The sequence below is a fragment of the Stenotrophomonas sp. FW305-3-2-15-E-LB1 genome (genome assembly GCF_058787375.1).
Genome location: NZ_JBYSZR010000007.1, coordinates 130,380 through 144,199, shown reverse-complemented (window position 1 = coordinate 144,199; position 13,820 = coordinate 130,380). Strand labels below are relative to the sequence as shown.

The window sequence follows — 13,820 nt, the reverse complement described above, 5'->3', positions numbered from 1 at the left end:
TCGCTGCGGCGCTGCATGGGACTGGACAATGCCTGTGTTGAATCGGCCACGAATGCGTGGTTTTTTAAGAGTCTGGTTTGTAAACGATTTCAGGCCATTGGACGTTATGCTTTCCCATCGATCAGCCCACTGGAGGAACCGCGCCATGCAGGCACGCCACCTGTTGACCGCCGCTGCGATGACCCTGGCCATCGCCGCCTGCAAACCGGCCCAGCAGGAGCCTGCAAAGCCCAAGCCGCCGGTGATCCTGCTGGAAGCAGACGCGCCGCCGCGGCCGATGAAGCCGGAACTGCCGCCGCTGTTCGATGACATCGAGCGCCGCACGTTCCAGTTCTTCTGGGACACCACCAACGAACTCAACGGCCTGACCCCGGACCGCTATCCGTCGCGCCCGTTCGCCAGCATCGCCTCGGTCGGCTTCGCGCTGACCGCCTACCCGATCGGCATCGAGAACGGCTGGGTCAGCCGCAACCAGGCCATCGACCGCACCCTGACCACGCTGAAGTTCTTCCGCGATGTGCCGATGGGCCCGCAGCGCACCGGCAAGGCCGGCTACAAGGGCTTCTACTACCACTTCCTGGACATGCAGGAAGGCCGCCGCTACGACAGCTGGGTCGAGCTGTCCTCGGTCGACACCGCGCTGCTGATGATGGGTGTGCTGTTCGCCCAGTCGTACTACGACGGCGACGACCCGCGCGAAAAGGAAATCCGGCAGATCGCCGACCAGCTGTACAAGCAGGTCGACTGGCCGTGGCTGCAGCAGCGTGCGCCGCTGATCTCGATGGGCTGGTTCCCCGAGAGCGGCTTCATCGACCACGACTGGATGGGCTACAACGAGGCGATGATGGTCTACATCCTCGCCCTCGGCTCCCCCAGCCACCCGGTGAGCCCGGATGCGTGGACGGTGTGGACGCGCACCTATGACAACGACTGGGGCGTCTACCAGGGCCAGGAATACCTGTCCTTCGGCCCGCTGTTCGGCCACCAGTACAGCCACGTCTGGATCGATTTCCGCGATATCCAGGATGCCTACATGCGCGAGCGTGGCAGCACCTACTTCCTCAACAGCCGCTCGGCGGCGCTGGCGCACCGCGAGTACGCCATCGCCAACCCGATGCAGTGGAAGGACTATGGCGAAAACGTGTGGGGCCTGACCGCCAGCGACGGCCCGCAGAACACCACCCAGGAATACCGCGGCGAGCAGCGCCAGTTCCGCCATTACTCCTCGCGCGGCGCCGGCCTGCGCGAGAACTTCGATGACGGCACCATCGCCCCGACCGCGGCGATCTCCTCGATCGTGTTCGCGCCCGAGGAAGTGATCCCGGCCACGCTGGAGATGCACAAGCGCTACGGCGACTACATCTATTCCAGCTATGGCTTCCTGGATTCGTTCAACCCCAGCTTCAACTACGACATCCCGATCAAGACCGGCCGCATGGTGCCGGACCGCGGCTGGGTGGCCAGCGATTACATCGCCATCGACCAGGGCCCGATCCTGACGATGATCGCCAACTACCGCGATGACTTCGTCTGGGAAGTGATGAAGAAGAACCCGTACATCCGCAAGGGCCTGGAACGGGCCGGTTTCAGCGGTGGCTGGCTGGCCCCGGAAGGGTCGTTCCAGCCGCTGGTGCTGGAAAAGGATGAGAAGGCTGCGGCGGCACGCGCGGTCGGTATCGCAGAATCGCGCGCGGCTGCCGCGCAGGAACAGAAGAACAATGCCAACCGCAACACGGGCCAGGGGAAGTAACAAGGTGCACGATTGGATTGACCGCCTGCGACGCTGGGCCCTGCCTGCGATGGCCGCACTGGCCATGGCCGGCTGCGCGCGCACCGAGCAGGGCACCACGACGGTCCGCTTCTGGGCCATGGGCCGCGAGGCCGAAGTGGTCAGCGAACTCATCCACGAGTTCGAAGCTGAAAACCCCGGCATCAAGGTGGATGTGCAGAACATTCCCTGGACGGCCGCGCACGAGAAGCTGCTGACCGCGTTTGCGGCCGACGGCCTGCCCGATGTCTGCCAGCTCGGCAACACCTGGGTGCCCGAGTTCGCCGAACTCAACGCGCTGACCCCGCTGCAGCCGTTCGTGCAGCAGTCGTCCGTGGTCGATCCGAAGGACTACTTCCAGGGCATCTGGGATACCAACGTGATCCACGGCGAGCTGGTAGGCGTGCCCTGGTATGTCGACACCCGCCTGATCTTCTACCGCAAGGATCTGCTGGCGCAGGCCGGCTTCGACCATCCGCCGCGCACCTGGGCGGAGTGGGACGAGCAGATGGCCGCGATCAAGAAGATGCAGGGCCCGAACCGCTATGCGGTGCTGATGCCGATCAACGAGTTCGAGCAGCAGCTGTCGCTGGCCCTGCAGCAGCCCGATCCGCTGCTGCGCGACGAGGATACCCGCGGCAACTTCTCCAGCCCTGGTTTCCGTCGCACCCTGGCCTTCTACGCCAACATGTTCGAGCAGGGCTGGGCGCCGAAGATGTCCGAGACGCAGATCTCCAACGTCTGGGATGAGTTCTTCCGCGGCTTCAACGTGTTCTACATCTCCGGCCCCTGGAACATCCGCGAGTTTAAGAAGCTGCAGCCCAAGGAACTGGAAGGGAAGTGGGGCACCGCCGCCCTGCCGGGCCCGGACGGCCCGGGCGCGGGCATCGCCGGTGGCACCAGCCTGGTGATCTTCCGCAAGTCGCAGCAGAAGGAAGCCTCCTGGAAGCTGATCGAGTTCCTGTCGCGCCCGGAAATCCAGGCCCGTTTCCACTCGATCATCGGTGACCTGCCGCCGCGCCGCAGTACCTGGAACGCCCCGTCGCTGGCCAACGATCCGCTGGCCGCCGCGTTCCGTGACCAGCTGGAGCGCGTCAAGCCGACGCCGAAGGTGCTCGAGTGGGAGCGCATCGTGCAGGAAATGCGCATCGTCACCGAGAAGGTGGTGCGTGGCGGCATGCCGCAGGACAAGGCCGTGGAAGAGCTTGACCAGCGCGTGGACAAGGTGCTGGCCAAGCGCCGCTGGATGCATGAACAACAACGCCTGCAGCGCAGCGATGCCCCCCCGGGCTCGACCAGTGCAGTCGCGGCCGGGAGCCCGCAATGAAACGTTCGTCCCTCGCCGGCTGGATCTTCGCCGGCCCCTCGCTGATCGTGCTGGGCGTGTTCTTCGGCCTGCCGGTGGCATCGGCGCTCGCCCTGAGCGTGACCGACTTCGACCTGTACGCGCTGGCTGACGGCGGCAACCTGCGCTTCGTTGGGCTGGGCAACTACGTCGACCTGCTGCAGACGCCGATGTTCTGGAAGTCGCTGTGGAACACCACCTACTTCGTGGTGATCGGCGTGCCGTTGTCGATTGGCGTGTCGCTGGGCGCGGCCATGCTGCTCAATGCACCGGCCGCGCGCTTCAAGGCCCTGTTCCGCACCGCGCTGTTCGCCCCGGTGGTGACCACCCTGGTGGCGGTGGCGGTGATCTGGCGCTACCTGTTCCATACCAGCTACGGCCTGGTGAACTACGGCCTGGGCCATATCGGCATCAGCCCGATCGACTGGCTGGGCGACCCGAACTGGGCCATGCCCACCATCATGCTGTTCGCCGTGTGGAAGAACTTCGGCTACAACATGGTGATCTTCCTGGCCGGCCTGCAGGCCATCCCGCATGACCTGTACGAGGCCGCGCGCATCGATGGCGCCTCGCGCTGGAAGCAGTTCCTGCACATCACCCTGCCGATGCTCGGCCCGGTGCTGCTGGTGGTCGGTGTCATTACCGTGTCCGGTTACTTCCAGCTGTTCGCCGAACCGTACGTCATGACCCGCGGCGACCCACTGCAGAGCACCGTCAGCGTGCTGTATTTCATGTTCGAGGAAGGCTTCAAGTGGTGGAACCTGGGACGCGCCTCTGCCGTGGCGTTCCTGCTGTTCCTGATCATCCTGGCGGTGACCACCGTGATGCTGCGTTTCGGCCGCAAGAGGCAGTTGGTATGAGTCGTGAGATCGGCCAGTCGCGCTGGCACCCGTGGATGATCAATGGCGCGTTGCTGGTGCTGGCCCTGGTCAGCCTGGCACCGCTGTTGTGGATGCTCTCGGTGTCGTTCATGCCGCAGGGCGAGGCGACCCATTTCCCGCCGCCGCTGCTGCCTTCGCACGTCACCACCCACAACTACACCGAGCTGTTCGCGCGCACCGGCATGGGTGGCAACTTCGCCAACAGCCTGCTGGTGTCGGTGGCGATCACCTTCGGTTCGCTGCTGCTCAACACCATGGCCGGCTATGCATTCGCCAAGCTGAACTTCGTCGGCCGCGAACGCCTGTTCCAGGTGCTGATGGCGGCGCTGGTGATCCCGGCGCAGGTGGCGATGCTGCCGCTGTTCCTGCTGATGAAGCAGCTGGGCCTGGTCAACAGCTTCGGCGGCGTGATCGTGCCGGCGCTGGCCAGCGTGTTCGGCATCTTCCTGGTGCGCCAGTACGCCCGTTCCATCCCGGACGAGCTGCTGGAAGCAGCCCGCATCGACGGGGCAGGGGAGCTGCGCATCTTCTTCCAGATCGTGCTGCCGATGCTCAAGCCGGTGCTGGTGACCCTGGCGATCTTTACGTTCATGGGCGCGTGGAACGATTTCATGTGGCCGTTGATCGTCTTGACCGATCAGGAGCACTACACTTTGCCGGTGGCGCTGGCCACCCTCTCGCGCGAGCACATCATGGACGTGGAAATGATGATGGCCGGCGCGGTGGTCACCGTGGTTCCGGTGCTGGCCCTGTTCCTGGTCCTGCAGCGGTACTACATCCAAGGTCTGTTGCTGGGGAGCGTCAAGGGATGAAGCGAGCGATCGCCGTTGGATTGGGCCTGTTGTGGACCTCCCTGGCGATCGCCGCACCACCGGCGCTGCCGGCGCCCAAGGTGCTGGACGACTTTGATGACATCAGCGCGTGGAAGCTGGTGCTGTCCGACCAGGTCAGCGGTTCGCTGCGGCCGGTCAGCGGTGCCGGTGGCGGCCGCGCGCTGTGCCTGGACTACGACTTCCACAAGGTGTCCGGCTATGTCGGCCTGCGCCGCGCGCTGAACATCGAGTACCCGGCCAACTACCGGTTTGGCTTCCAGCTGCGCGGCGATTCCCCGCGCAACGACCTGCAGTTCAAGCTGATCGATGCCAGCGGCGACAACGTGTGGTGGGTCAACCGGCCGGGCTACAGCTTCAGCAAGGCCTGGGCGCCGGTGGAGTACCGCCGCCGCCAGATCGACAAGGCCTGGGGCCCCTCGGCCGAGAAGGAGATGGCGCGCAGCGCCGCGGTCGAGTTCACGATCTACAGCAAGGTCGGTGGCCGCGGCACCGTGTGCTTCGACAAGCTGACCCTGCAGGGCCTGCCGCCGCAGGACGAGTCGGCGCTGATGCCGTCGGTGATCGCCGACACGGCCACCGCGCTGCAGGACCGCATGATCGATGGCAAGAGCGATACGTTCTGGGTCAGTGGCGGGGTCAAGCAGCAGACCATCAGCCTGGACCTGCACAAGAGCCGCGAGATCGGCGGTGCGGTGATCGACTGGCTGCCCAACCTGGAGGCGACCCGCTACACAGTGCGCACCTCCGAGGACGGCCGTGACTGGCGTACGGTGCGCGAAGTCACCGGCGGTGGCGGCGGCCGTGACTGGCTGGCGCTGCCCGATACCGATGCGCGCTACGTGCGCTTCGATCTGCAGGATGGGCCGAACTGGCGCTATGGCATCCGCGATATCGCGCTGAAGCCGCTGGCTTTCGCGGCCACGCCCAATGCCTTCCTGTCCTCGGTGGCCGCGGACCTGCCGCGCGGTGCATTGCCGCGTGCCTACGTGGGCGAGCAGCCGTACTGGACCCTGCTGGGCCTCGACGGTGGCCAGGAGCAGGCGCTGATCAGCGAGGATGGCGCACTGGAGCCGGCCAAGGGCAGCTTCAGCATCGAGCCGTTCATCCGCATGGACGGCAAGCTGCTGGACTGGTCCAGCGTGGCCACCACGCAGTCGCTGCAGGACCGTTACCTGCCCATCGCCACGGTCGACTGGGTGCATGAGAAGGCCGGCCTGTCGGTGACCAGTTTCGTGCAGGGCACGCCCGAGCGCGCCCAGCTGATCGGCCGCTACCGCCTGAGCAACCCGGACAAGGTCGCCCACGAATACACCCTGGCGCTGGCGATCCGGCCCTGGCAGGTCAACCCGCCGACCCAGTTCCTCAACACCACCGGTGGCTTCAGCCGCATCGAAGCGCTGGACGTGGGCGAGCAGCTGGTGCGCGTCAACGGCGAACCGCGCATCTACCCGCTGCAGGTCCCGGACGCGCGCTTTGCCACGACCTTCGACGGCAAGCTCGATGCGATGCACCTGGCGTCGGGCAGCCTCCCGGCGACGACGGCGGTGAAGGACAGCACGGGCCTGGCCTCCGGCGCGATGCTGTACACCATCAAGCTGGAGCCGGGGCAGAGCCGCGAGGTGGCCGTGGTGCTGCCGCAGACCGGCGGCTGGAAGCCGCAGGCGCTGGACGTGGCCAAGGCGCAGCAGCAGGTGGCGGCGATGTGGCGCGACAAGCTGGGCGTGGTCAACCTGCAGGTGCCGGCGGCCGGCCAGCCACTGGTTGAAACCCTGCGCACCGCCGTGGCGCACATGCTGATCTCGCGCGTGGGCCCGCGCCTGCAGCCGGGCACGCGTTCGTATGCACGCAGTTGGATCCGCGATGGCGCGATGATTTCCGAGGGCCTGCTGCGCATGGGCCGCAGCGATGCCGTGCGTGATTACGTGACCTGGTATGCGCCGTTCCAGTTCGAGAACGGCAAGGTGCCGTGCTGTGTCGATGCCCGCGGCAGCGACCCGGTGCCGGAGAACGACAGCCACGGCGAGCTGATCTACAACATCGCCGAGTACTGGCGCTACACCGGCGACGGCACGTTCCTGGAGCTGATGTGGCCGCACGTGCAGGGCGCCTACAGTTATATGGAGCAGCTGCGCGCCAGCGAGCGCACCGAGGAGAACCGCGCACGCAACCCTGCCTTCTACGGGATGATGCCGGCCTCGATCAGCCATGAGGGCTATTCGGCCAAGCCGATGCACTCGTACTGGGACAACTTCTGGGCGCTGCGCGGCTACAAGGATGCTGCGCAGGTGGCGGCACAGCTGGGCAAGGTGGAGGCGATGCAGATCAGCGAGTCGCGCGACCAGTTCCGCGACGACCTGGAGGCTTCGCTGCTGGCCGCCATGCAGCAGCACAGGATCGATTACCTGCCCGGTTCGGCCGAGCTGGGTGACTTCGATGCCACCTCCACCACCATCGCGCTGGCACCGGGTGGCGAGCAGGGCCGGCTGCCGCAGGAGGCGCTGGAGGCGACCTTCGAGCGCTACTGGAACGAGTTCGTCGCGCGCCGCGATGGCAAGCGCGAGTGGAAGGACTACACGCCCTACGAATGGCGCAACGTGGCGGCCTTCGTGCGCCTGGGCTGGCGCGACCGTGCCTGGCAGGCCACCCAGTTCTTCTTCAAGGACCGTGCGCCGCAGCCCTGGAACCAGTGGGCCGAAGTGGTCTCGCGCACGCCGCGCAAGCCGTTCTTCGTCGGTGACCTGCCGCATGCCTGGGTAGCGTCGGACTTCGTGCGCTCGGCCCTGGACATGTTCGCCTACAACCGCGATGCCGATGAGGCGCTGGTGCTGGCAGCAGGCATTCCAACCGCCTGGTTCCAGGGGGAGGGCATCGCCGTGCAGGGCCTGCGCACGCCGCAGGGCCAGTTGAACTACCGCCTGCAGCGCAGCGACAAGCAGCTGGTGCTCGACCTGCAAGCGGGCCTGGTGCCGCCGCCCGGTGGCGTGGCGCTGCCGTGGCCGTACAGCGGCGACCCCGGTGAGGCCACCATCAATGGCGAGCCGGCCGAGTGGAACAACCGCGAACTGCGCGTGCACCAGTTGCCCGCGCGGATCGAGATCGACGTGCCCAGCGCGGTGCGCCGCGCAGAACGCAAGGGACAGTAAGCATGGCGTTGAAGCAGGGGAGGGCGCGCGTGGCAGTGCGCGGCCTGGGGCTGGCGATCGCACTGGCCCTGCCGGGGCTGGCACCGGCGCAGCAGGCGGCAGAGGCCGCGCCGGTCGCGGCCGAGGTGTCCACTGCGCCCGGCATGGGCATGGTGACCTTCAACCTGCACCACGACCGCGAGGATTGGCCGACCCGTCGGCGCACGATCCTGGCCGAGCTCAAGCGCCTGCAACCCGATGCCATCGCGCTGCAGGAAGTGATCCAGCGCCGCAACGTGCGCAACCAGGCGCAGTGGCTGGCCAGCCAGCTCGGCTACAAGTACGTGTTCGTCTCGACCGATCCGGTGGGGGCGCCCAAGCGCTACGGCAACGCGCTGCTGACCCGCCGCCCGATCCTGGCCCATGGCGAGCACCTGCTGCAGCCGCTGGATGACTACCGCACCGTGGCCCACCTGCGCATCGACGTGGACGGACAGCCGGTGAACGTCTATGCCACGCATCTGAACGAACGCAGCGACGAGCGTGGCCAAGGCATCCGCCGCAGCCAGGTGGAAGACCTGCTGCGCTTCATCACGGAGACCTCGGCGGGCGCGCCGGTGGTGATCGCCGGTGATTTCAACGCGCTGGTGGACGCGGGCGACCTGAGCGAGCTGCGCAGCCATTACGGCGACAGCTACGGCAGCGTGCACGTGAATACCGACCTGGCCGGTGTGAGCACGTTGAACCGCCACTACTACCAGGCGCCCTCGCGTATCGACCACATCTTCTTCCAGCAGGACCGGATGGTCGCGCGCGAAGCGAAGATCCTGTTCGACCAGCCCGACGACAGCGGCCGCTTTGCCTCGGACCATTACGGCGTCTGGACCCGGTTGCAGTTCGCCCCGGCGCGCTGACGCCGCGGGATTTCATGTTCTGGCAGGTGCCAACCTTGGTTGGCACGGGCGCGTCCGCGCGCGTTGAATCAACCGCGCCAACCAAGGTTGGCATCTACCAGGGTGGTGCCCGTGCTCCGGCAGGGTCGGCATGCGTTGAATCAATCGCACCAACCACGGTTGGCATCCACCCATGCAGTGCCGGACGTACAAACAAAAACGGCGGGGATCATCGATCCCCGCCGTTTCGTTTCAAGCGATCAAAGAACGATCAGTTCGCCGGCGGCGTGCGCTTGGCGGCTTCTTCGTCTTCGTCCGATGCCTGGGCATCGGCGGCCTGGCTGGCCGAATCGGCATGGCCGTCGGCCACCGGGTCGATGGACGGCGTCACCACGGCTTCGGCCACCGGTGCGGCAGCTTCAACCGGCGCGGCTTCGACAGCCACCGGCGCGGCCGGCTGCTCGACGACCGGTGCGGTTTCGACCACCCGGGCGGCCTCGACGACCGGCTTTGCTTCAACCACCGGAGCGGCTTCCACCACCGGAGCGACGTCGGCCACGACCGGTGCGGCTTCAACCACCGGAGCGGCTTCGACGACCACCGGTGCCGGCGCGGCCACCACAGCGGCCTCCTCGACAACCGGCTTGGCCTCGGCCACCGGCGCTGCCGGCTGGGCCGGGGTTGCGGCGTCGATCTCGTCCAGCATGCTGGTCTGCACCGGCTGCGGCTTCGGCTCGGCCTTGGCGGCAGATTCCTGGGCGGCAGCATCCTGCGGGGCCACCGCGTCGACCACGGCGCTGCTCACGGCAACCACCGGGGCGGCAGCGGCGACAGCCACCGGCGCACGGGTCGGCTTGTCGGCTTCGACGGCCACCGGCTCGACTTCATCATCGAAATCGAATTCCGGCTGCGAACGGGTCGCCTGCGCGGCAGCGACCGGGGCGGCCTGCGCAGCGTGGTCGGCGACCTGTTCGGTGCTGTCGTTGTCGTTGTCATCGCTTTCGTCACCGTCGTCCTGGTCATCGCCCAGGGCATCGGTACCGGCGGCATTCTCGGCGCCACCGCGACGACGACGACGGCCACCGCGACGGCCACGACGGCGGCGGGTCGCGCCTTCGCCTGCCTGCTCGCCCGAGGCGTCGGTTGCTGCGTCTTCGCCGGACACGGCCGTCGCGTCGGCGTCGGCGCCTGCGTTGGCGGCGGCATCGGCGACCGGTGCGGCATCAGCCACCAGCACGTCGGCGGCCGGTGCGATCGGTGCGGCGGGCGCAGTGCCTTCCTGCGCGGTCACCGCATTGGCGGCAACGGCGGTGGCGGCCACAGCGGCCGCTGCCGTTGCGGTATCGACCGGTGCTTCGACGGCGGCGGTGCGCTGCGGCTTCTCGGCCGGCTTGTCGCCGTCCTGCTGCGGGCGCGGCTGCTTGGGCTGCTTCAGCTTCGGCTGCTGCTGCGGGTTCTGGCCCTGCTGCTCGTTGCGCGGCGGCTTCTGCTGCTGCGGCTGCTGCTGGCCATCCTTCTGCTGGGCGTCCTTCTGCTTGCCCTGCTGCGGCTGCTGCTGGGCGTTGCCGTTGTTGTTGCCGCCCTGGCGGCCGTCCTTGCGCTGCTCGCCGCGGTCCTTGCGGTTGCCGCCGTCCTTCTGCTGCTGCGCATTGGCGTTGCCGCCATTGCCACGGCTGTCGTCGCGACGGTCCCTGCGGTCCTTGTTGCGATCCTTGTTGCGGTCCTTGCGGCCGCCATCCTGCTGCGGCTGGCGGGCAGCCGGGGCCGGCGCGGGGGCCGGAGCCGGCTCGCCACCAAAGATGCGCTTCAGCCAGCCGACCACGCCGCCACTGGCGGCCGGTGCCGGTGCTGCGGCGACCGGTGCCGGGGCCGGAGCAGCCACCGGTTCGGCTTCGGCACGCACCGGGGCCGGTGCGGTGTGCTTGACCTGGGTCACCGCCGGCGGCGGGATGTTCAGCTGGCCCTTGGTCAGCGCGTGCACCGGCAGCTTGCGCGGGGTGCCACGCTGGTAGCTCGGCTTGTTGCTCTCTTCACCCAGCTCGTTCTCGCGCAGGCGGGTCACGGTGTAATGCGGGGTGTGCAGCTGCTCGTCGGCGACGATCACGATCGGCGCCTCGTGGCGCTTCTCGATCTCGCGCAGGGCGCTGCGCTTCTCGTTCAGCAGGTAATTGGCGATCTCCACCGGGGCCTGGACCAGCACCTGCCCGGTGTTCTCCTTCATCGCATGCTCTTCGGCGACGCGGATGATCGACAGCGACAGCGACTCGACGCTGCGCATGCGGCCGTGGCCGTCGCAGCGCGGGCAGACGATCTGGCTGGATTCACCCAGGCTCGGGCGCAGGCGCTGGCGGCTCATTTCCAGCAGGCCGAAGCGCGAGATGCGGCCGACCTGGACGCGCGCGCGGTCGTACTTCAGCGCGTTGGCCAGGCGGTTCTCGACCTCACGCTGGTGCTTGTTGGAGGCCATGTCGATGAAATCGATGACCACCAGGCCGCCCAGGTCGCGCAGGCGCAGCTGGCGGGCCACTTCCTCGGCCGCTTCCAGGTTGGTCTGGAACGCGGTGTCCTCGATGTCGCTGCCCTTGGTGGCGCGCGAGGAGTTGACGTCGACGGCGGTCAGCGCTTCGGTCTGGTCGACCACGATCGAGCCGCCCGACGGCAGGCGCACGTTGCGCTCGTAGGCGCCTTCGATCTGCGATTCGATCTGGAAGCGGTTGAACAGCGGGATGTCGTCCTTGTAATGCTTGAGCTTGCGCAGGGTCTGCGGCATCACCTGCTGCATGAACTCGCGGGCGTGCTCGTACATCTCCTCGGTGTCCACCAGGATCTCGCCGATGTCGGCGCGCAGGTAGTCACGCAGGGCGCGCACGATCAGGCGCGATTCCTGGTAGATCAGGAACGGGGCCGGCTTGCTCAAGGCGGCCTCGGCGATCGCGCGCCAGACGTTCAGCAGGTAGTCCAGATCCCACTGCAGTTCTTCGGCATCGCGGCCGACGCCGGCGGTGCGGATGATCACGCCCATGTCGTCGGGGATGTTCAGCTTGTCCAGGGCGTCCTTCAGGGCAGCCCGGTCTTCGCCTTCGATGCGACGGGAGACACCGCCCGCGCTCGGCGAGTTCGGCATCAGCACCATGTAACGGCCGGCCAGCGAGATGAACGTGGTCAGGGCGGCGCCCTTGTTGCCACGCTCTTCCTTGTCCACCTGGACGACGATTTCCTGGCCTTCCTTCAGCAACTCGCGGATGCCGGCCTTGTTGTGGTCGACACCGGCCTGGAAGTAGTCGCGGGAAATTTCCTTCAGCGGCAGGAAGCCATGGCGGCCACCACCGTATTCGACGAAGGCCGCTTCCAGCGAGGGCTCGATGCGGAAGATCCGGCCCTTGTAGATGTTGGACTTCTTCTGTTCCTTCGACGGCTGTTCGATGTCGATGTCATACAACGACTGGCCATCCACGATGGCAACACGCAGCTCTTCAGCCTGCGTGGCGTTGATCAGCATTCGCTTCATTGTTGCGTTCCTCGCAAGCGGCTACCGCGCGGAACGCCATGGGGTTTCGCCTCTGGACACGGCTCGCCGCCCATTCGCGCAAGCGCGGGGAGGGCGGCTTGGGTTTCCAGCGCTACGACACCACGGCAGGCCGCGGGAGCGCTTCACTTTTCTGGTTTTGGGGTGTTGCAGGGCCGGCGGCAGCTGTCAGCCAGGCTGGAGCGCCGCGCGGGACATGTTCAGCACGGTTGCGTGTCAGGCATCCGGCGATGGCCGGGAAGGCCGGTGAGCCGCTAACATGGCCGCCCCGCGGGCGGTGGTCGCGCACTGTGCCGGATTCGTCGGAAGCTGGGCTTCTGGCCCTGAGTAACTTCCAACAAAATCAATCCCTTATCTCGCCCCCCGAGTGTAACAGAATAAACAGCCAGATGACTGCCTCAGACCCCACCAAGCCAGCCGGCGACAAGCCTTCCGTGCGCATGATCACCGTTCCCGAGGACCGTGCCGGGCAGCGCCTGGACAATTTCCTGCTGGGCCAGCTCAAGGGCGCCCCGCGCAGCCTGGTCTACAAGCTGGTGCGCAGCGGCCAGGTGCGCGTGAACGGCGGCCGCGCCAAGGCCGAGCGCAAGCTGGAGGCCGGCGACGAGGTGCGTGTGCCGCCGGTTCGTCTCACTGAGGAGGGAGACAAGGCCGGTCCACCCGAGTCCTTCATGCGCCGCCTGGAGCAGGCCATTGTCTTCGAGGATGCGCGCCTGCTGGCCCTGAACAAGCCGACCGGCGTGGCCAGCCATGGCGGCAGCGGCATCAGCTTCGGCGCCATCGAGACCCTGCGCGCCCTGCGCCCGGGGCAGACCCTGGAGCTGGTCCACCGGTTGGATCGCGACACCTCCGGCCTGCTGATCGTGGCCAAGAAGCGTTCAGCGCTGAGCGAGCTGCAGGCGCTGCTGCGTGAAGACCACGGCGCCGGCATCCGCAAGCGCTACCTGACCCTGCTGGCCGGGCGCATGCCTGACGGCGTGATGACGGTGGACGCGCCGCTGCACGTGGGCCTGCGCCAGGGTGGCGAGCGCCACGTCCAGGTCAACGCGATCGGCAAGGAGTCGATCAGCCACTTCCGTGTGCTTGAGCGCAAGGGCGGCCATTCGTACTGCGAAGTGCGCATCGAAACGGGCCGTACCCACCAGATCCGCGTGCATGCCCAGCATCTGGGGCATCCGGTGGCCGGTGACGACAAATACGGCGATCCGGCAGTCAACAAGCGGCTTCGTGAGCAGATCGGGCTGAAGCGGCTGTTCCTGCACGCGGCCTCGCTGGAGTTTGCGCTGGACGCGGGCAAGACCCCGTACGTGCTGAACGCACCGCTGGCCGATGAGCTGGTCGAAGCGCTGGATCGCCTGCGCTGACGGTGGCGCCGGGCGCAGGTCACTGCCGCCAGGCATGGCCTGGCGCTACCTGGGGTGGGTAGATCCACGCCACGCGTGGATGCGCCTT

At 67.2% G+C, this 13,820-nt stretch carries 8 protein-coding genes; 7 read left to right on the top strand and 1 reads right to left on the bottom strand.

The genetic code is table 11. From position 1 onward, the window contains the following. Nucleotides 1-145 precede the first annotated feature (145 nt). Genes AC3WL7_RS07715 through AC3WL7_RS07690 form a run of 6 tightly spaced genes read left to right on the top strand, consistent with a single transcriptional unit; the run spans nt 146 to nt 8,863 of the window. Complete coding sequence (locus tag AC3WL7_RS07715; protein ID WP_283221544.1) at nt 146-1,750, top strand: glucoamylase family protein; 1,605 nt, start codon at nt 146-148, stop codon at nt 1,748-1,750. Between the two features lie 49 nt (nt 1,751-1,799). Then, the gene (locus AC3WL7_RS07710) at nt 1,800-3,095 is read left to right on the top strand and encodes a sugar ABC transporter substrate-binding protein (protein WP_492749916.1); all 1,296 of its coding nucleotides are present in this window, start codon (nt 1,800-1,802) and stop codon (nt 3,093-3,095) included. Then, nucleotides 3,092-3,973 (top strand): carbohydrate ABC transporter permease, encoded by an 882-nt coding sequence (locus tag AC3WL7_RS07705; protein WP_108747025.1) that lies wholly within the window; start codon nt 3,092-3,094, stop codon nt 3,971-3,973. The genes AC3WL7_RS07710 and AC3WL7_RS07705 overlap by 4 nt, the downstream gene beginning before the upstream one ends. Continuing rightward, the gene (locus tag AC3WL7_RS07700) at nt 3,970-4,806 is read left to right on the top strand and encodes a carbohydrate ABC transporter permease (RefSeq protein ID WP_079222477.1); all 837 of its coding nucleotides are present in this window, start codon (nt 3,970-3,972) and stop codon (nt 4,804-4,806) included. Before AC3WL7_RS07705 ends, AC3WL7_RS07700 begins: the two co-directional genes overlap by 4 nt. Continuing rightward, nucleotides 4,803-7,970 (top strand): discoidin domain-containing protein, encoded by a 3,168-nt coding sequence (locus tag AC3WL7_RS07695; protein WP_492749903.1) that lies wholly within the window; start codon nt 4,803-4,805, stop codon nt 7,968-7,970. Before AC3WL7_RS07700 ends, AC3WL7_RS07695 begins: the two co-directional genes overlap by 4 nt. 2 nt (nt 7,971-7,972) lie before the next feature. Beyond that, entirely contained in the window at nt 7,973-8,863 is an 891-nt protein-coding gene (locus AC3WL7_RS07690; protein ID WP_492749902.1) for an endonuclease/exonuclease/phosphatase family protein, read from the top strand. A 250-nt stretch (nt 8,864-9,113) separates the two neighbouring features. Here the strand turns inward: AC3WL7_RS07690 and AC3WL7_RS07685 are convergent, their stop codons facing one another. Beyond that, the gene (locus AC3WL7_RS07685; protein WP_492749901.1) at nt 9,114-12,350 is read right to left on the bottom strand and encodes an Rne/Rng family ribonuclease; all 3,237 of its coding nucleotides are present in this window, start codon (nt 12,348-12,350) and stop codon (nt 9,114-9,116) included. A 407-nt stretch (nt 12,351-12,757) separates the two neighbouring features. Between AC3WL7_RS07685 and AC3WL7_RS07680 the strand changes: the two genes are divergently transcribed. After that, entirely contained in the window at nt 12,758-13,732 is a 975-nt protein-coding gene (locus tag AC3WL7_RS07680; RefSeq protein WP_079222473.1) for an RluA family pseudouridine synthase, read from the top strand. The last annotated feature ends 88 nt before the right edge of the window (nt 13,733-13,820 follow it).

What these genes read in the sequence shown, in the direction of transcription:
- AC3WL7_RS07715 (WP_283221544.1), top strand. Translation starts at nt 146, where the DNA reads ATGCAGGCACGCCACCTGTTGACCGCCGCTGCGATGACCCTGGCCATC.
- AC3WL7_RS07710 (WP_492749916.1), top strand. Translation starts at nt 1,800, where the DNA reads ATGGCCGCACTGGCCATGGCCGGCTGCGCGCGCACCGAGCAGGGCACC.
- AC3WL7_RS07705 (WP_108747025.1), top strand. Translation starts at nt 3,092, where the DNA reads ATGAAACGTTCGTCCCTCGCCGGCTGGATCTTCGCCGGCCCCTCGCTG.
- AC3WL7_RS07700 (WP_079222477.1), top strand. Translation starts at nt 3,970, where the DNA reads ATGAGTCGTGAGATCGGCCAGTCGCGCTGGCACCCGTGGATGATCAAT.
- AC3WL7_RS07695 (WP_492749903.1), top strand. Translation starts at nt 4,803, where the DNA reads ATGAAGCGAGCGATCGCCGTTGGATTGGGCCTGTTGTGGACCTCCCTG.
- AC3WL7_RS07690 (WP_492749902.1), top strand. Translation starts at nt 7,973, where the DNA reads ATGGCGTTGAAGCAGGGGAGGGCGCGCGTGGCAGTGCGCGGCCTGGGG.
- AC3WL7_RS07685 (WP_492749901.1), bottom strand. Translation starts at nt 12,350, where the DNA reads ATGAAGCGAATGCTGATCAACGCCACGCAGGCTGAAGAGCTGCGTGTT.
- AC3WL7_RS07680 (WP_079222473.1), top strand. Translation starts at nt 12,758, where the DNA reads ATGACTGCCTCAGACCCCACCAAGCCAGCCGGCGACAAGCCTTCCGTG.